General features: G+C 68.8%; 14 protein-coding genes and 1 tRNA gene. All 15 read right to left on the reverse strand.

Going from position 1 to position 18,067, the window contains the following annotated elements:
- Positions 1-26: 26 nt before the first annotated feature.
- Positions 27-980 carry a tRNA pseudouridine(55) synthase TruB gene (gene truB / locus BN3794_RS09690; RefSeq protein WP_066096637.1) on the reverse strand — a complete coding sequence of 318 codons (954 nt, stop codon included), beginning with the start codon at positions 978-980 and terminating at the stop codon, positions 27-29.
- Positions 981-1,041: 61 nt separating this feature from the next.
- Complete coding sequence (gene rbfA / locus BN3794_RS09695; RefSeq protein ID WP_066096639.1) at positions 1,042-1,404, reverse strand: 30S ribosome-binding factor RbfA; 363 nt, start codon at positions 1,402-1,404, stop codon at positions 1,042-1,044.
- Between the two features lie 69 nt (positions 1,405-1,473).
- Entirely contained in the window at positions 1,474-4,095 is a 2,622-nt protein-coding gene (gene infB / locus BN3794_RS09700; RefSeq protein WP_066096642.1) for a translation initiation factor IF-2, read from the reverse strand.
- Between the two features lie 92 nt (positions 4,096-4,187).
- Positions 4,188-5,690, reverse strand: coding sequence for a transcription termination factor NusA (nusA, locus tag BN3794_RS09705; protein WP_066096645.1), 1,503 nt, complete (start codon positions 5,688-5,690; stop codon positions 4,188-4,190).
- Positions 5,691-5,694: 4 nt separating this feature from the next.
- Positions 5,695-6,303, reverse strand: a complete 609-nt coding sequence (rimP, locus tag BN3794_RS09710; RefSeq protein WP_066097221.1) for a ribosome maturation factor RimP — start codon at positions 6,301-6,303, stop codon at positions 5,695-5,697.
- Positions 6,304-6,650: 347 nt separating this feature from the next.
- A tRNA-Met gene (locus BN3794_RS09715) sits at positions 6,651-6,727 on the reverse strand.
- A gap of 58 nt (positions 6,728-6,785) precedes the next feature.
- Complete coding sequence (nuoN, locus tag BN3794_RS09720; RefSeq protein WP_066096648.1) at positions 6,786-8,246, reverse strand: NADH-quinone oxidoreductase subunit NuoN; 1,461 nt, start codon at positions 8,244-8,246, stop codon at positions 6,786-6,788.
- A 33-nt stretch (positions 8,247-8,279) separates the two neighbouring features.
- Positions 8,280-9,785 (reverse strand): NADH-quinone oxidoreductase subunit M, encoded by a 1,506-nt coding sequence (locus BN3794_RS09725; RefSeq protein ID WP_066096651.1) that lies wholly within the window; start codon positions 9,783-9,785, stop codon positions 8,280-8,282.
- A gap of 18 nt (positions 9,786-9,803) precedes the next feature.
- Positions 9,804-11,936 (reverse strand): NADH-quinone oxidoreductase subunit L, encoded by a 2,133-nt coding sequence (gene nuoL / locus BN3794_RS09730; RefSeq protein WP_066096654.1) that lies wholly within the window; start codon positions 11,934-11,936, stop codon positions 9,804-9,806.
- A 7-nt stretch (positions 11,937-11,943) separates the two neighbouring features.
- Positions 11,944-12,249 carry an NADH-quinone oxidoreductase subunit NuoK gene (nuoK, locus tag BN3794_RS09735; protein WP_066096656.1) on the reverse strand — a complete coding sequence of 102 codons (306 nt, stop codon included), beginning with the start codon at positions 12,247-12,249 and terminating at the stop codon, positions 11,944-11,946.
- On the reverse strand, positions 12,246-12,896 hold the full coding sequence (locus BN3794_RS09740; RefSeq protein ID WP_066096658.1) for an NADH-quinone oxidoreductase subunit J: 651 nt from the start codon (positions 12,894-12,896) through the stop codon (positions 12,246-12,248). Before BN3794_RS09740 ends, nuoK begins: the two co-directional genes overlap by 4 nt.
- A gap of 7 nt (positions 12,897-12,903) precedes the next feature.
- The gene (gene nuoI / locus BN3794_RS09745; RefSeq protein WP_066096661.1) at positions 12,904-13,392 is read right to left on the reverse strand and encodes an NADH-quinone oxidoreductase subunit NuoI; all 489 of its coding nucleotides are present in this window, start codon (positions 13,390-13,392) and stop codon (positions 12,904-12,906) included.
- Positions 13,393-13,395: 3 nt separating this feature from the next.
- Positions 13,396-14,490: an NADH-quinone oxidoreductase subunit NuoH gene (gene nuoH, locus BN3794_RS09750; protein ID WP_066096662.1), complete on the reverse strand. Its 1,095-nt coding sequence runs from the start codon at positions 14,488-14,490 to the stop codon at positions 13,396-13,398.
- Complete coding sequence (gene nuoG, locus BN3794_RS09755) at positions 14,487-16,733, reverse strand: NADH-quinone oxidoreductase subunit NuoG (RefSeq protein WP_066096667.1); 2,247 nt, start codon at positions 16,731-16,733, stop codon at positions 14,487-14,489. Before nuoG ends, nuoH begins: the two co-directional genes overlap by 4 nt.
- Positions 16,730-18,064 carry an NADH-quinone oxidoreductase subunit NuoF gene (gene nuoF, locus BN3794_RS09760; RefSeq protein ID WP_066096670.1) on the reverse strand — a complete coding sequence of 445 codons (1,335 nt, stop codon included), beginning with the start codon at positions 18,062-18,064 and terminating at the stop codon, positions 16,730-16,732. Before nuoF ends, nuoG begins: the two co-directional genes overlap by 4 nt.
- Positions 18,065-18,067 lie beyond the last annotated feature (3 nt).

Raw genomic sequence — 18,067 nt, forward strand, 5'->3', positions numbered from 1 at the left:
TTCGGGCGCCGACGGCCCCCGGACGTTCAGTCATGCCCCGCCGGCGTGGCCGGGGAAGGATTGAACAGGCGCTGCGGCGACAAGCGCCCGCTCGCCTCGCCGCGGGCCAGCCCCAGCGGCGCGCCGGACGCCTCGAACACCGCCCACAGGCCGGCGCCCACCGCCGGCTCCCACAGGCGCTGGCCCTGGCGGAAACGCACGGCGCGGTCCGGGTCCAGCACCAGCCGCGGGAATCCGGCCAGGCCGGCGGCCAGCGGCAGCAGGCAGCCGGCCAGTGCGTCGTCGCCCGCAGCGACCGCGGCCCGCAGCTCGTCCAGCGTGACCATGCGCGCCGTCCGGAATGGATCCACCCACAGCCGCCGCAGGCCGGCGATGTGCGCGCCGCAGCCCAGGGCCTCGCCCAGGTCGCGCGCCAGGCTGCGGATGTAGGTACCGGAGCCGCAGGTGACGTGCAGGCGCAGGCGTTCGCCGGCGTGCTCGAGCACCTCGACGGCGTGGACCTGGACCTCGCGCTCGGGGGCCTCGATCGCCTCCCCGCGCCGGGCCTTGGCGTACAGCGGCTCGCCGCCCTGCTTGAGGGCCGAGTAGACCGGCGCGCGCTGGCGGATGTGGCCGGTCAGCGGCACCAGCGCCGCCTGCACCGTGGCCACGTCGAGCGCCAGCACCGGCCGCTGGCGCAGCACCTGGCCGTCGGCATCGTCGGTATCGGTGGTCGCGCCCAGCACGACATCGGCCAGGTAGGCCTTGTCCGCGCCGAGCAACTGGCCGGCGATCTTGGTCGCCTCGCCGAAGCACAGCGGCAGCATGCCGGTGGCCAGCGGATCCAGGCTGCCGGTATGGCCGCCCTTGTCGGCACGCAGCAGCCGGCGCGCCTCCTGCAGGGCCTGGTTGGAACTCATGCCACCGGGCTTGTCGAGCAGCAGCAGGCCGTCGAGCCGCCGGAACGCGATGCGCGGGCGTGATGAAGTCTTCGGGTTCATGCAGCGAAAGCAGGGCCCGGTCCGGTTCCGCGGGCCGGGCCGGCGGGACCGGCCGCGGGTGTCAGTCCTTGGCGGTGGCGTCGGGCGATTCGCGCAGCAGCGCCTCGATGCGCTCGCCGCGGTCGACCGAATCGTCGTACTGGAAATGCAGCTCGGGCACGTGGCGCATCTTGACCGCATGGGCCAGCTGCATGCGCAGCTCGCGCCCCAGGTCCTTGAGGCCGCGGATCGCCTCGACCGAGCGCTCCGGCTGCAGCGCGGTCACGAACACCTTGGCATGGGCCAGGTCGCGGGTGACCTCCACGTCGGACACGCTCACCGAGGGCAGGCCGTGCTCGCGCACGGCGTTGTGCACCAGGATGCCGAGCTCGCGGCGGAGTTCGGCGGAAACGCGGTCGGTACGCTGGAATGACTTGGCGGGCATCTTGATCTCCTCCTACAACCGGACCGGGCGTCCATGGACATCATGGGCCACCCGGCCGTGAACCACCGGTCACAGCGTGCGCTGGACCTCGATGCGCTCGAAGCACTCGATCTGGTCGCCGGGCTGCACGTCGTTGTAGGCCTTAACGCCGATGCCGCACTCGGTACCGCTGCGCACTTCCTCGACGTTGTCCTTGAAGCGGCGCAGCGATTCCAGCTCGCCCTCGAACACCACGGTGTTGTCGCGCAGCACGCGGATGGGCTTGTTCTTCCTGACCACGCCCTCGGTGACCATGCAGCCGGCCACCGCGCCGAACTTGGAGCTGCGGAACACGTCGCGCACCTCGGCGATACCGATGATCTCCTCGCGGATCTCCACGCCGAGCAGGCCCGAAGCGACCTGCTTCACCTGGTCGATCACGTCGTAGATGATCGAGAAGTAGCGCAGGTCCACGCCGCTGGACTCGATGATCTTGCGCGCCGAGGCGTCGGCACGGACGTTGAAGCCGATCACCGTGGCCTTGGACGCCACCGCCGAGTTCGCGTCGGACTCGGTGATGCCGCCGACGCCGGCGTGGATCACGTTGATGCGGATCTCGTCGTTGGACAGCGCCACCAGCGCCTGCCTGAGCGCTTCCACCGAACCCTGCACGTCGGCCTTGATCAGCAGGTTGAGCACCTGCTGGCCCTCGCCCTTGCCCATCTGCGCCAGGATGTCCTCCATGCGGTTGCCGGCCGACTGCACCAGGCGCGACTCGCGGCGCTTGACATCGCGCTGCTGGGCCACGCTCTTGGCCAGGCGCTCGTCGTCGACCACGACGAAGTCGTCGCCGGCGTCGGGCACGCCCGACAGGCCGAGCACCTGCACCGGCGTGGACGGGCCGGCCGACTCCGGCTGCCCGCCGGTCTCGTCGAACAGCGCGCGCACGCGGCCGTACTGGGTACCGCACACCAGGAAGTCGCCCTTGCTCAGGCGGCCCTGCTGCACCAGCACCGTGGCCACCGGGCCGCGGCCCTTGTCCAGCGAGGACTCGATGACCGTGCCGCTGGCGCGCCCGTCCGGGATCGCCTTGAGCTCGAGCACCTCGGCCTGCAGCGAGATCGCGTCCAGCAGGTCGTCCACGCCCTGGCCGGTCTTGGCCGAGACCTCGACGAACTGGGTGTCGCCGCCGAATTCCTCGGCCACCACGTCCTCGCCGAGCAGCTCGTTCTTGACCCGCATCGGGTCGGCGTCGGACTTGTCGACCTTGTTGATCGCCACGATCAGCGGCACGCCGGCCGCGCGTGCATGGTGCACGGCTTCCTTGGTCTGCGGCATCACGCCGTCGTCGGCGGCCACCACCAGGACCACGATGTCGGTGATCTTGGCGCCGCGCGCGCGCATCGAGGTGAAGGCGGCATGGCCGGGGGTATCGAGGAAGCTGATCTCCCCGCGCGAGGTCTTCACCCGGTAGGCGCCGATGTGCTGGGTGATGCCGCCGGCCTCGCCGGTGGCCACCTTGGTGCGGCGGATGTAGTCCAGCAGCGAGGTCTTGCCGTGGTCGACGTGGCCCATGATGGTGACCACCGGCGAACGCGGCGTGGGCTCGCCCTGCGACTCCTCGATCTGGGCCAGCAGCACGTCCTCGACGTCGTTGCTGTCCGCGCGCACGGCCTTGTGCCCGAGTTCCTCGGTGACCAGCACCGCGGTGTCGTAGTCGATGCTCTGGGTGATCGTCGCCATGACGCCCATCTTGAACAGCGCCTTGACCACGTCGCCGCCCTTCATCGCCAGCTTCTGGGCGAGATCGGCGACGGTGATCGAGTCGCCGATGGCGACTTCGCGCACCACCGGCGCGGTCGGGCGCTCGAAGCCGTGGCTGCCGGCGCGACCGTTGTCGGACTGGCGGCGCGGCGCACCCGGGCGGCCCTTGCCGCGGGCGTTGGCACCGCTGCCGCGGCGGGCACGGTCGGCCGCCGACAGGTGCAGCTTGCCGCCGAACCGGCTGCCGTTGTCCTCTTCTTCCTGGCCGCGGCGATGGCGGCCATGGGTGTCGGTACGCGCAGGCGCCGCCGGGCGCGGGGCGGCAGGCGCCGCGGGACGGGCACTGCGCGGGGCGGCCTCCTCGGCCTGCTCCACCGCCGCGGCCACGCCCTCGGCGGCCTTGCGCTCGGCCTCCAGGCGCGCCTTCTCGGCTTCCTCTTCCTTGCGCTTGCGCTCGAGCTCCTCGGCGCGCTGGCGGTCCTGCTCGGCCAGGCGCTGCTGCTCCTCGAGGTTGCGCTGGCGCGACTCCTCGAGCTTGCGCAGGATCTCGGCGCGCTCGTCGTCCACCGGGCCGGCGGGCGGCGAGGCGCGGCGGGGGGCGCTTCCGGATGTCGCCGCCTCGGGGGCATGCTCGGCCTTGACGTAGGTGCGCTTCTGCCGGACCTCGACGTTCACCGTGGTCTTGCTGCGCCCCGCGTTCACCGTCACTTCCTGCAACTTGCGGCGGTTGAGCGTGATCTTCTTCGGGGCCGCCACCGCCTCGACCGGCGCTTCCGCCTTGCCGTGGGTGCGACGCAGGAAGCCGAGCAGCTTCATCTTTTCGGTGCTGGTCACGACCTGGTCGGGACCGCTGAACTTCATGCCGGCCTCGGCCAGCTGTTCCAGCAGTTTCTCGACCGGCGTGTTGACCAGCTCGGCAAGCTTGCGGATGGTGGTTTGCTGCGACATTCGGATCCTATGGTGTTCTGGGCGCCCCCTCCCATGCGAAGGTGGCGCGGGTTCCAAGCCCTGAGCGGCTCAGGGCGCTGTTCATCGCCGGATCATTCGCCGCGCTCCAGGCGGGCGATCTCCTCGGCACGGGCGGCCAGGATCAGCGCGGCGGCGCGCTCGTCATCCAGGCCTTCGATGCCGAATTCGGCGACCTCGTCGGCGGCCAGGTCGGACAGGTCCTCGGCGGTGCGCACGCCATGCTCGGCGAGCGCGTGCGCGGTGGCCTCGTCCATGCCGTCCAGGGCCAGCAGGTCCTCGGTCGGGCCGTGTTCCTCTTCCTCCGCCAGCGCCTCGTTGAGCAGCGCGTCGCGGGCGCGGGCACGCAGCTCCTCGACGATGTCCTCGTCGAAGCCTTCCACCGCCAGCAGCTCGCCGACCGGCACGTAGGCGATCTCCTCGACGGTGCCGAAGCCCTCGGCCACCAGGATGCCGGCGATTTCCTCGTCCACCTCCAGCTTCTCCATGAACAGATGGCGGGCGGCGGCCTGCTCGGCCTCGCTCTTGGCCTGCACCTGGTCGGCGGTCATCACGTTGAGCTGCCAGCCGGTCAGGCGGCTGGCCAGGCGCACGTTCTGGCCGCCCTTGCCGATCGCCTGGGCCAGCCGGTCCTCGGCCACGGCCAGGTCCATCGAATGCTTCTCTTCATCGACGATGATCGACTGCACCTCGGCCGGCGCCATCGCGTTGATGACGAAGTTGGCCGGGTTCTCGTTCCACAGCACGATGTCCACGCGCTCGCCGTTGAGCTCGTTGGACACCGCCTGCACGCGCGAGCCGCGCATGCCGATGCAGGCGCCGATCGGATCGGTGCGGGTGTCGTGGGCGATCACCGCGATCTTGGCGCGGTCGCCCGGATCGCGGGCGCAGGCCTTGATCTCGACCAGGCCCTGGCCCACTTCCGGCACCTCGAGCTTGAACAGCTCGATCATGAATTCCGGGGCGGCGCGGCTGATGAACAGCTGCGGGCCGCGCGGCTCGTTGCGCACGTCGTACAGGTAGCCGCGCACGCGGTCGCCGGTGCGCACGATGTCGCGCGGGATGGCCTTGTCCTTCGGGATCAGCGCCTCGGCGTTGCCGCCCAGGTCGACGTAGACATTGCCGCGCTCCACGCGCTTGACCACGCCGGTGACCAGCTCGCCGACGCGGTCCTTCCAGGCGTCCACGACCTGCTGGCGCTCGGCCTCGCGCACGCGCTGCACGATCACCTGCTTGGCGGCCTGCGCGGCGATGCGGCCGAAGTCGGGGTTCTCGATCTGTTCCTCGATGTAGTCGCCGACGTCCACGCCGTCGGCCTCGTCGACCGCGTCCATCAGCCGGATCTGGCGGTCGGGCGATTCCATCACCACGTCGTCGGGCACCACTTCCCAGCGGCGGAAGGTCTCGTAGGTGCCGTCCTTGTGGTCGATCGATACGCGGGTCAGCACGTCCTGGTCGGGGTAGCGCTTCTTGGCCGCCGAAGCCAGCGCGGCCTCGATCGCCTCGAAGATCACCTCGCGCGGGACGCCCTTCTCGTTGGCGACCGCATCCACTACCAGCAGAAGTTCCTTGCTCATTCAGTTACTCCGGGCGCGGCTTGTCGGCCGCAGGCTCGTTGGAAGGTTGCGTGTTCTTGCCGCCGGCAGGCGCGGGGCGCTTGCCGGAACGGCCGCCCGTGCCCTTGCCGGGCTTGCTCGGGGCCAGGCCCAGCGCTTCCCAGTCGGGGATCAGGCGGGCCTTGTCGATGTTGTCGAAGGCGACGGCGATCTCGGCACCGTCGACGCGGAAGGCGATGACGGCGTCCTCCCCCACCCGCAGGATCTCGCCCTGCAGGCGGCGGCGCCCGTCCTGCGGCAGCTTCAGGACGACCTTGGCCGACTCGCCGGCATGGCGGGCGAACTGCGCGGCGGTGAACAGCGGCCGGTCCACGCCCGGCGAGGACACCTCCAGGGTGTAGTTGCCGCTGATCGGGTCCTCCACGTCCAGCTGCGCGGACACCTCGCGGCTCACCCGCTCGCAGTCGTCGATATCGACCGCGCGCTCGGCCCACTCGGCCGGCGGCACGTCGATGTACAGGCGCAAGGTGGCCCCACCCGGCGCGGGAAGATATTCCACGCCCAGCAGTTCCAGCCCCAGCGCCTGCACGGTGGGGGCCAGCAAAGTCGAGATTTCGGTCGCCTTGTCGGTCACGTTGTCCACGATTCCAGAGGGAAGACAGCCGGCACGCGCCGACCGCCGATGCGAAACATTGCACATGCCGAAAACGACAAAGGGCCCCGAGGGCCCTTGTCCGGTCGTTCTCCGGTCAGATTCCGGCGCGGAGGGAAGAACAATCCTCCGCCTGGCCGTCGGCGAAGCCGCTGGCCTGTCGCCGAAATCCGCTGGCAAGCCATCGACCGGATGCATCGAACCGGACCATGCTTGCCAATGAGCACCGCGATTATAGGCTTGCGGGATTTGCGCCCGCAAGCCAAAAACAAGAACGGCAACCCGAGGGCTGCCGTTCTATCTGCTGCATCTGCAATTGCAGATGAATGTGGTAGCGGGGGCAGGATTTGAACCTGCGACCTTCGGGTTATGAGCCCGACGAGCTGCCAGACTGCTCCACCCCGCAGCAGAGGAATGAGATTATGGGGTATGCCGGCGGAAAGTGCAACCCCTATTCACGATTATCAGGGGATCTGCACGAACGCGGCCTGGCACCAGGCCACGATGCGGTTCAGGAACAGCGGCGCCACCAGCAGCAGCAGCGCGTTCACGCCCAGCAAGACGCCCAGCAGGCGGTCGTGGTTGGCCGGCAACGGCTCGCCCACCGGCTCGTCGAAGTACATCACCTTGACCACGCGCAGGTAGTAGAACGCGCCGACCACCGCGCACACCACGCCGACGATGGCCAGCCACAGCAGCCCGCCGTGCACGGCCGCGGCCAGCACGTCCAGCTTGGCCCAGAAGCCCAGCAGCGGCGGCACGCCGGCCAGCGAGGTCATGATCAGCAGCACCAGGCCGGCCATCCACGGATTGCGCGCGTTCAGGCCCTTGAAGTCGTCGATGGCCTGCGCCTCGAAACCGCCACGCGAGAGCGCGATGATCGCGCCGAAGGACGCGGTGGACATCAGCGCATAGCTGATCGCGTAGAACAGCGCCGCCGCGAACCCGTCGGCACCGCCGCCGGCCACGCCGAGCAGCAGGAAGCCGATGTGCGAGACGGTCGAATAGGCCAGCATGCGCTTGAGATTGCTCTGCGCCACCGCCATCAGGTTGCCGACCACCAGCGACAGCGCCGCCAGGCCGGCGACCAGCCACTTCCACTCCGGGTACAGCGGGCCCATGCCCACTTCCAGCAGGCGGTAGGCCATGCCGAAGGCGGCCAGCTTGGGCGCGGAGCTGATGAACAGGGCGACCGGCGCCGGTGCGCCCTGGTAGACGTCCGGCAGCCACATGTGGAACGGAGCGGCACCGAGTTTGAAGGCCACGCCGGCGATCATGAACACCGTGCCGGTCAGCAGCAGGGTGCGGTCCGGCGAGCCGGCGATGGCGTCGTGGATGGCCGACAGTTCCAGGGTGCCGGTGGCGCCGTACACCAGCGACATGCCGTACAGCAGCAGGCCCGAGGCCAGCGAGCCGAGCACGATGTACTTCATCGCCGCTTCGGTGGCCAGGCGGCTGTCGCGGTCGCAGGCGACCAGCGCATAGGAGCACAGCGCCAGCAGTTCCAGGCCCAGGTAGGCGGTCAGCAGGCTGCCGGCCGAGACCAGCATCATCATGCCGGCGGTGGCGAACAGCAGCAGCACCGGCACCTCGCCCTGGTAGAGCCCGCGCTCGCGCAGGTAGCTCCAGCCGTACAGCAGGGTCAGCAGGCCGAGCAGCACCACCACCGTGCTCATCACGTCCGAGGCGGCGTCGCGCACGAACATGCCGCTGAACACCGTCCCCTGCCCACCCGCTCCGGCGACGAGCAGGACCAGGGCCGCGAGCAGGACCGCCACCGACAGGACATGCGTCCAGAGCTTGTTCTTCTGGCTGATGAACAGGTCCAGGATCAGCAGGGCGAAGGCGCCCCCGATCACCACCAGCTCGGGAACGAGCGGTGCTACATCGGCGGCGGACAACGGCAGGGACGTCGGCGTGGTCATCAATCTAGTCCTGGAAAATCGGTTCTTGCCCGGTCACAGCTTGGTGACGGCGATCTGCGCGGCGAGCTTGGCGATCGACGGTTCCATCAGGTCGGTCAACGGCTTGGGATAGAAGCCCAGCACCAGCACGCCGATGGCGAACACGCCCAGCACCAGCACCTCGCGCCCGTTGATGTCCTTCAATGCCGCCACGTGCGCGTTGGCCACCTCGCCGAAGAACACGCGCTTGTACAGCCACAGGGTATAGGCCGCGCCGATGATCAGCGTGCTCGCCGCGGCCAGCGCCACCAGCGGATGCTCCTGGAAGGCGGCCAGGATCACCATGAACTCGCCGACGAAGCCGCTGGTGCCCGGCAGGCCGCAGTTGGCCATGTAGAACAGCATGGCGAAGGCGGCGAACCAGGGCATCACGTTGGCCACGCCGCCGTAGTCGGCGATGCGGCGGGTGTGCATGCGGTCGTACAGCACGCCGATGCACGAGAACATCGCGCCGGAGACGAAACCGTGCGAGACCATCTGCACCATCGCGCCCTGCAGGCCCAGGCGCGCGGCATCGACGCTGCCGTAGTCGCGCACCAGGGTGAAGGCGATGAAGCAGCCCAGGGTCACGAAGCCCATGTGCGCGATCGAGGAATACGCGACCAGCTTCTTCATGTCCTCCTGGACCAGCGCGACCAGGCCGACGTAGATCACCGCGATCAGCGACAGCGCGATCACCAGCCAGGCGAAGTCGTGGCTGGCATCGGGCACGATCGGCAGGTTGAAGCGCAGGAAGCCGTAGCCGCCGATCTTCAGCGCGATCGCCGCCAGGATCACCGAACCGGCGGTCGGCGCCTCCACGTGCGCGTCGGGCAGCCAGGTGTGCACCGGGAACATCGGCACCTTGACCGCGAACGCGAGCAGGAAGGCGAAGAACAGCCAGGTCTGCTCGCGGGAGGTGAGCTGCAGCTGGTACAGGTCGGCCAGCTGGAAGCTGCCGCTCTTCAGGTACAGGTAGATCAGCCCGACCAGCATGAACAGCGAGCCGAGGAAGGTGTACAGGAAGAACTTCAGCGCCGCGTAGATGCGCCGCGGACCGCCCCACACGCCGATGATCAGGAACATCGGCACCAGCATCGCCTCGAAGAACACGTAGAACAGCATCGCGTCGGTGGCGGCGAAGATGCCGACGGTGACGCCCTCCAGGATCAGGAAGGCCGCCACGTACTGGTTGACCCGCTTCTGGATCGCGGTCCAGGCGCCGATCAGCGCCAGCACCGTGACCAGCGTGGTCAGCAGCACCAGCACCGCGGCGATGCCGTCCACGCCCAGGTTGTAGCCGATGCCGAACGAGGGGATCCACGGATGCTGCTCGACGAACTGCATGGCATCGCTGGCGCGGTCGAAGTGCGTGAACAGGGGGATGCTCAGCAGGAAGGTCGCCAGCGCCACCCCCAGCGCAGCCCAGCGGGCCAGCCGGGCGTCGCGCACGGCGAGGATCAGCGCGCCGCCGAGGATCGGCAGCCAGATCAGCAGACTCAGTAGGGGCCAGTTGGACACGTCTTCAATTCCGTAAGGTCAACGCCAGAAGTGCATCAGAACCGCCAGCAGGGCGATCAGACCGATGATCATCGCGAAGGCGTAGTGGTAGAGGTAGCCGGACTGGGTACGGCGCAGCACGTGGGCCGCCAGGTCGACCAGGCGCGCGGTGCCATTGACCGCCACGCCGTCGATCAGGCCGCGGTCGACCGAGCTGGCCACCTTGCCCAGCGCGATGCCGCCGCCGCCGAAACCGTTGATCCACAGCTTGTCGAAGCCGTACTTGTTCTCCAGCACCCACACGATCGGCGCGAAGGCCTTGCGCGCGGCCGGGGCCAGCGACGGCTTCCACAGGTACATCAGCGCCGCCAGCAGGAAGCCGGCCAGGGTCAGCAGGAACGGCGCACCGGTGAGCCCGTGCAGGGCGAAGGCCACCGGCCCGTGGAACTCATGGCCCAGGAACGCCACGGTATCGCGCGCCGGATCGTAGAAATCGACGATGCCGCTGAAGAAGGTCAGCACCTGCCCCGGCACCCCGCCCTCGGGGTGGTGGCCGGCCCAGTCGGTGCCGAACAGCAGCGGCCCCATGGTGAAGAAACCGATCGCCACGGACGGGATCGCCAGCAGGATCAGCGGGATCGTCACCACCCACGGCGACTCGTGCGGTTCGTGCGCGCCGTGGCCATGGTCATCGGCATGGGCGTGCACCTGGGCCTCGGCGTCGGTGTGCTCGACGTCGCCATGCGCATGCGCGGCATGGCCGTGGCCGTCGTGCGCGTCGCGGAAGCGCTCCTTGCCGTGGAAGGTCAGGAACAGCAGGCGGAAGCTGTAGAAGCTGGTGACCAGCACGCCGCCGAGCACGGCCCAGTAGCCGTAGCTGGCCACCCAGCTGCCGCTGACCTCGGCGTGGTGCTGCGCGGCCTCGATGATCGTGTCCTTGGAGTAGAAGCCGGAGAAGAACGGCGTGCCGACCAGCGCCAGCGTGCCGATCCACATGGTCGCGAAGGTGACCGGCATGTACTTGCGCAGCCCGCCCATCTTGCGCATGTCCTGCTCGTGGTGCATGGCGATGATCACCGAGCCGGCGCCGAGGAACAGCAGCGCCTTGAAGAAGGCGTGGGTCATCAGGTGGAACACTGCCGCCGAGTAGGCCGACACGCCCAGCGCCACGGTCATGTAGCCCAGCTGCGACAGGGTCGAGTAGGCGACCACGCGCTTGATGTCGCTCTGCACGATGCCGATCAGGCCGGTGAAGAACGCGGTGGTGGCGCCGATGAACAACACGAAGTGCAGCGCGGTCTGCGACAGCTCGAACAGGGGCGACATGCGCGCCACCATGAAGATGCCGGCGGTGACCATGGTCGCGGCGTGGATCAGCGCCGAGATCGGGGTCGGGCCTTCCATCGAGTCCGGCAACCACACGTGCAGCGGCACCTGCGCCGACTTGCCCATCGCACCGATGAACAGGCAGATGCAGATCAGCGTCATCACGCTCCAGGTATGGCCCTCGAACAGCTGGATCTGCGCACCGGCCAGCAGCGGCGCGTTGGCGAACACCGTGGCGTAGTCGAGCGTGCCGAACCACAGCAGCACGCCGGCGATGCCCAGCAGGAAGCCGAAGTCGCCCACGCGGTTCATCAGGAACGCCTTCAGGTTGGCGAACACCGCGGTCGGGCGCTTGAACCAGAAACCGATCAGCAGGTACGACACCAGACCCACCGCCTCCCAGCCGAAGAACAACTGCAGGAAGTTGTTGCTCATCACCAGGGTGAGCATGGAGAAGGTGAACAGCGAGATGTAGCTGAAGAAACGCTGGTAGCTCGGATCGTCGGCCATATAGCCGATCGTGTAGATGTGCACCAGCAGCGAGACGAAGGTCACCACCACCATCATCATCGCGGTCATGCGATCGACCATGAAGCCGACATGGGCCGAGTAGTTGCCGACGTCGAAGAAGGTGTACAGGTTCTCGTTGAACGGCACCGCCCCCTGGCAGACCAGCTGGTAGAACGCCCAGCACGACAGCGCGCAGCTGAGCGCCACGCCGGCGATGGTCACGTATTGCGCGCCCTTGCGCCCGACCTGGCGGCCCAGCAGGCCGGCGACGAGGCTGCCCAGCAGCGGCGCCAGCACCACCGCGATCAGCAGACCCTTGGAGAGAGTGGTTTCCATCTTCGGATCAGCCCTTCAGCGAATCGACTTCGCCCACGTTGATCGTGTGGCGGGTACGGAACAGGGTCACCAGGATCGCCAGCCCGATGGCGGCCTCGGCCGCGGCGACGGTCAGGATGAAGAACACGAACAGCTGGCCGGCCGGATCGCCGAGCTGGCGCGAGAAGGCGACGAAGTTGATGTTGACCGCCAGCAGCAGCAGTTCGATCGACATCAGCAGCACGATCACGTTCTTGCGGTTGAGGAAGATGCCCGCCAGGCTGATGCAGAACAGCACCGCGCCGAGGGCCAGCATGTGGCCGAGGGTGATCATGGCTTGGCCTCCGGATCGGCAGCGGGTTCGACGGCGGGTGCCGGACGCTCCACGTCCATGCTCACCATGCGCAGGCGGTCGCCGGCGCGCACCCGCACCTGCTCGCCCACGTCCTGGCGCTTGACGCCGGTGCGGTGGCGCAGGGTCAGCATCACCGCCGCCACCACGGCCACCGTCAGGATCACCGCGGCGAACTCGAACGGCAGCAGGTAGCGGGTGAACAGGCTCTGCGCCAGCCAGTGGATGTTGGAACTGTCGGCGGCCACCGCGGCGGCGTTGTCGGCCGGGAACGGCGTGGCGCCGCGCGCCTTGACGCCGATCAGGCTCAGCATCTGCACCAGCATCACCACGGCCACGACCAGGCCGAGCGGCAGGTAGCGCACCCAGCCTTCGCGCAGCTTCTCCATGTCCAGGTCCAGCATCATCACCACGAACAGGAACAGCACCATCACCGCGCCGACGTAGACCAGCACCAGCGCCACGCCGAGGAACTCGGCGCCCACCAGCAGCCACACGCAGGCGACGGAGAAGAAGGTGAGGATCAGGCACAGCACGGCGTAGACCGTGTTGCGCACGCTCACCACCGCGGCGGCGGAGGCCACCGCGGTGATGGAGAAGAAGTAGAAGGCGATCTTGACCCAGTCCATCGTGACCTCAGCGGTAGGCGGCGTCGGCGGCGCGACGTTCGGCGATCTCGGCCTCGAGCCGGTCGCCCAGCGCCAGCAGCTGCGGCTTGGTGACCACGTTCTCGCCGCGGTTCTCGAAGTGGTACTCGTGGATATGGGTCTCCACGATCGAGTCGACCGGGCAGCTCTCCTCGCAGAAGCCGCAGAAGATGCACTTGAACAGGTCGATCTCGTAGCGGGTGGTGCGGCGCGTGCCGTCCTCGCGCTTGGTCGAGTCGATGGTGATCGCCAGGGCCGGGCACACCGCCTCGCACAGCTTGCAGGCGATGCAGCGCTCCTCGCCGTTGGGATAGCGGCGCAGCGCATGCAGACCGCGGAAGCGCGGCGACTGCGGGAACTTCTCCATCGGGTACAGCACGGTGTACTTCGGCTTGAAGGTGTACTTCAGCGTCAGCCACAGGCCGCCGAGCAGTTCCAGCAGCATCAGGCTCTTGAAGAAATGGATGAGCTTGTTCATCGATCAGACGCCCTTCTGGATCACGCCGTAGAACACCATCAGCGCCGTCACCGCGATCCAGCCGATGCTCAGCGGGATGAACACCTTCCAGCCCAGGCGCATGATCTGGTCGTAGCGGTAGCGCGGGAAGCTGGCACGGAACCAGATGTAGGCGCTCATGAAGAACACCGCCTTGAGCAGCAGCCACGGCCAGCCGCCCTTCCACACCCAGTCGATCCACGGGGAGACGTCGCCGCCCACCCAGCCCTGGATCGGGCTCAGCCAGCCGCCGAGGAAGAAGATCGAGATCAGGAAGCTGACCAGGATCATGTTGGCGTACTCGGCCAGGAAGAACAGCGCGAACGCGCCGCCGGAGTACTCGACCATGTGCCCGGCCACGATCTCCGACTCGCCCTCGACCACGTCGAACGGCGCGCGGTTGGTCTCGGCCACGCCGGACACCCAGTAGATGATGAACAGCGGGAACAGCGGCAGCAGGAACCAGTCGAAGAAGCCGGAGCTGCCCTGCTGGGCCAGCACGATCTGGGTCAGGTTGAGGCTGCCGGCGGCGATCATCACCCCGACCAGGGCGAAGCCCATGGCGATCTCGTAGCTGACCACCTGCGCGGCCGAGCGCATCGCGCCGAGGAAGGCGTACTTGGAGTTGGAGGCCCAGCCGGCCAGGATGATGCCGTACACGCCCAGCGAGGTCATCGCCAGCAGGTACAGCAGGCCGGCGTTGGCGTTGGAGAGCACCAGCCGGTAGTCGAACGGCACCACCGCCCACGCCGCGAACGCCGGGGCGAGCACGATCAGCGGCGCCAGCACGTACATGGCCTTGTGCGCGCCGCTCGGCCGGATGATCTCCTTGGTGAGCAGCTTGAACACGTCGGCGAAGGCCTGCAGCAGGCCGCCCAGGCCCACGTACATCGGCCCGTGGCGCACGTGCATCCAGCCGATCAGCTTGCGCTCCCAGACCACGTAGAAGGCCACCGCCACGATGATCGGCACGGCGATCAGCAGGATCTTGAGCACGATCCACAGCACGATGCCGAGGGCACCGAGCGAGAGAAACCATTGATGCAGCGGGTCGACCGCGTTCAGGAGCAACTCGTTCATGCCGCCACCACCGTTACCCGACCGGCGCCCAGCGGGGCGGTCGCACCATGTCCCGTCTCGATCCAGGCCGCGCCCGCGGCCACCCGATCGTCCACTTCCACCGGCAGCGTGGCGGTGCCGGCCGCGGCCGCCACCTTGGCCATGCGCCCGGCGGCGAGCCCGGCGCGCTCGGCATCGGCCGGCGCCAGCACGACGCGCGCGCCGACGTTGAGCGGATGGGCCTGCAGCGCGGTCGCGCGGCGCACCACCGCGTCGGTGCGGTAGATGGCCGGCGTCACCGCCAGCTCCAGCCCCTGCCCTTCGGCCTGCGGCTGGGCGGAAGGCGCAAGCGCCACCCGGCGCTCCCCGAGCGTGCCGCGCAGGCCGGCCAGGTCGATGAAATCGAACCCGGGCAGCGCCAGCTCGGCGCCCAGCGCGCGCAGCACCCGCCAGCCCTCGCGGGCCTCCACCGGCAGCTTGGCGCCGGCATGGGCCGCCTGGTCGCGGCCGTCCAGGTTGGTCAGCGTGGCCTCGATCTCCGGCAGCGCGCCGATCGGCAAGATCAGGTCGGCGACATCGCGGGTGGAAGCGCAGGCGAACTGGCTGAAGGCCACCACCTTGGCCCCGGCCAGGGCCTTGCGCGCGCCGGCGGCATCGGCGAAGTCCAGGCCCGGCTCGATGCCGTACAGCACATAGGCCTTGCGCGGCTCGGCGAGCATCGCCGCGACGTCGCGCGCGGCCGGCAGCACGCCGCGGCGCACCAGGCCGACCGCGTTGGCGCCCTGCGGGATGCGGCACAGCGCCGCGCCGGTGGCGGCGGCGAAATCGGCCACCGCCTTGCGCAGCGTGGCCGCCTGCGGATGGTTCTCCACCAGCGCCCCGACGATGACCACCGCGCGGGTGGCTCCCTTGACGGCCTCGCCCAGCGCGGCGTCGGCCAGGGCCTGGGCGTAGCCCGACGGCGGCACGATCTGCTTGCCGGCCTGGGCGAAGGCGAAGTCGAAATCGACCGGGTTGATCGAATGGATCTTCGCCCCGTGCTTGGTCTGCGCCTTGCGCAGCCGGGCATGCAGCAGCGGCAGCTCGTGGCGCACGTTGCTGCCCACCACCACGATCACGTCGGCCTGCTCGATCTCGGCCAGCGGCAGCGCGAACGGCTCGGCCACGGCGCCATCGGAGAAGTCGCGGTTGCCGATGCGGTGGTCGATGTTGCCGCTGCCCAGGCCCGCGGCCAGGCGCGCCAGCAGCTCGCCTTCCTCGTTGGAGGTGGCCGGGTGCACCAGTACGCCGAGGTCGTCGCCGCGGGCGGCGCCGAGGAGCTCGGTGGCGGCGGCCAGGGCCTCGGCCCAGGACACCTCGCGCCACTGCCCGTCCACCTTCTGCAGCGGACGCACGGCGCGGTCCTCCGCGTACAGGCCCTGGTGCGAATAGCGGTCGCGGTCGGACAGCCAGCACTCGTTGACCGCCTCGTTGTCGCGCGGCACGGTGCGCAGCACCTCGCCCCGGCGCACGTGCAGGAACAGGTTGGAGCCCATCGCGTCGTGGTAGCCCAGCGACTCGCGCGCCTGCAGCTCCCACGGACGGGCGCGGAACTGGAACACCTTGTTGGTCAGCGCGCCGACCGGGCACACGTCGATGACGTTGCCCGACAGCTCGGTGGTCAACGGCTTGCCGTCGTAGGTACCGATCTGCAGGTTCTCGCCGCGGTACATGCCGCCCAGCTCGTAAGTGCCGGCCACTTCCGCGGTGAAGCGCACGCAACGGGTGCACTGGATGCAGCGGGTCATCTCGGTGGCGACCAGCGGACCAATGTCCTCGTCTGGCACCACGCGCTTGCGCTCGTTGAAGCGGCTGACCGAACGGCCGTAGCCGAGCGAGACGTCCTGCAGCTCGCACTCGCCGCCCTGGTCGCAGATCGGGCAGTCCAGCGGGTGGTTGATGAGCAGGAATTCCATCACGTGGCGCTGGTAGTTCAGCGCCTTCTCGTTGCGCGTGAACACCTTCATGCCGTCCATCACCGGCGTGGCGCAGGCCGGCGACGGCTTGGGCGCCGAGCGCCCGCCGACCTCGGTGTCCACCAGGCACATGCGGCAGTTGGCGGCGATCGGCAGCTTCTCGTGGTAGCAGAAGCGCGGGATCGGGATGCCGGCCTTGTCGGCGGCCTGGATGATCATCGAGTTCTTCGGCACGACCAGGCGCTGGCCGTCGATCTCGATGGCGACGTGGTCCGGTGGCACGTCGGGGTTCACGGGCTGCGCGCTCATGCGGCCACTCCCAGTTGCGCGTCGACGATCGAATGGCCGTTGACGATGTAGTACTCGAATTCGTCCCAGAACTGGCGCAGGAAGCCCTGGATCGGCCACGCCGCGGCCTCACCGAAGGCACAGATGGTGTGGCCCTCGATCTGCCCGGCGATGTTCTTGAGCTGGTGCAGGTCCTCCATCGTGGCCTTGCCGGCGACGATGCGCTCGAGCACGCGGTGCATCCAGCCGGTGCCCTCGCGGCACGGCGTGCACTGGCCGCACGATTCCTTGTGGAAGAACTGCGAGATGCGGCAGGCGAAGCGCACGCAGCAGACGCTGTCGTCCAGCACCACGATCGCGCCCGAGCCCAGGCCGGTGCCGAGCGCGCGCAGGGTGTCGTAGTCCATCTGCAGCCCCTTGAGCTGCTCGGCCTTGAGCACCGGCATCGACACGCCGCCCGGGACCGCGGCCTTGAGCTTGCGGCCGGGACGCAGGCCGCCGGCCATCTCCAGCAGCTCGTCGAAGGTGGTGCCCAGCGGCACCTCGAAGTTGCCGCCCTTCTGCACGCAGCCGGACACCGAGAAGATCTTCGGGCCGCCGTTGGCGGTCTTGCTCAGGCCCTTGAACCACTCCGCGCCGTTGCGCACGATCGCCGGCACCGAGGCGTAGGTCTCGGTGTTGTTGATGGTGGTCGGCTTGCCGTACAGGCCGAAGTTGGCCGGGAACGGCGGCTTGAACCGCGGCTGGCCCTTCTTGCCTTCCAGCGACTCCATCAGCGCGGTCTCTTCGCCGCAGATGTAGGCGCCGGCGCCGAGCGCGGCGTAGATGTCGATGTCCACGCCGCTGCCGAGGATGTTCTCGCCCAGCCAGCCGTTGGCATAGGCATCCCTGAGCGCCTGCTCGAAGTGCTCGAACGGCTCGTGGTGGAACTCGCCGCGCATGTAGTTGTAGCCGTAGCGGCTGCCGGTGGCATAGCAACCGATGGCCATGCCCTCGATCACCGAGTGCGGGTTGTAGCGCAGGATGTCGCGGTCCTTGCAGGTGCCCGGCTCGGACTCGTCCGAGTTGCACAGCATGTACTTGACCGGCGCGCCCTTGGGCATGAACGACCACTTCAGGCCGGTGGGGAAGCCCGCGCCGCCGCGGCCGCGCAGGCCGGACTGCTTGACCATCTCCACCACCTGCTCGGGCGGGATCTTCTCTTCCAGGATCTTGCGCAGCGCCTGGTAGCCGCCGGTCTTCAGGTAGCTCTCGTAGGACCAGGGCGTGTCGAAATGCAGGGTGGTGTAGACCACCTGGTGCGGCTGCGGCGCCGGCCCGACCGGGCCGCGGGATTCGTGATGGTCTGCCATGCC

It is taken from the genome of Xanthomonas massiliensis (assembly GCF_900018785.1).
In the GTDB taxonomy this organism is placed as follows: domain Bacteria; phylum Pseudomonadota; class Gammaproteobacteria; order Xanthomonadales; family Xanthomonadaceae; genus Xanthomonas_B; species Xanthomonas_B massiliensis.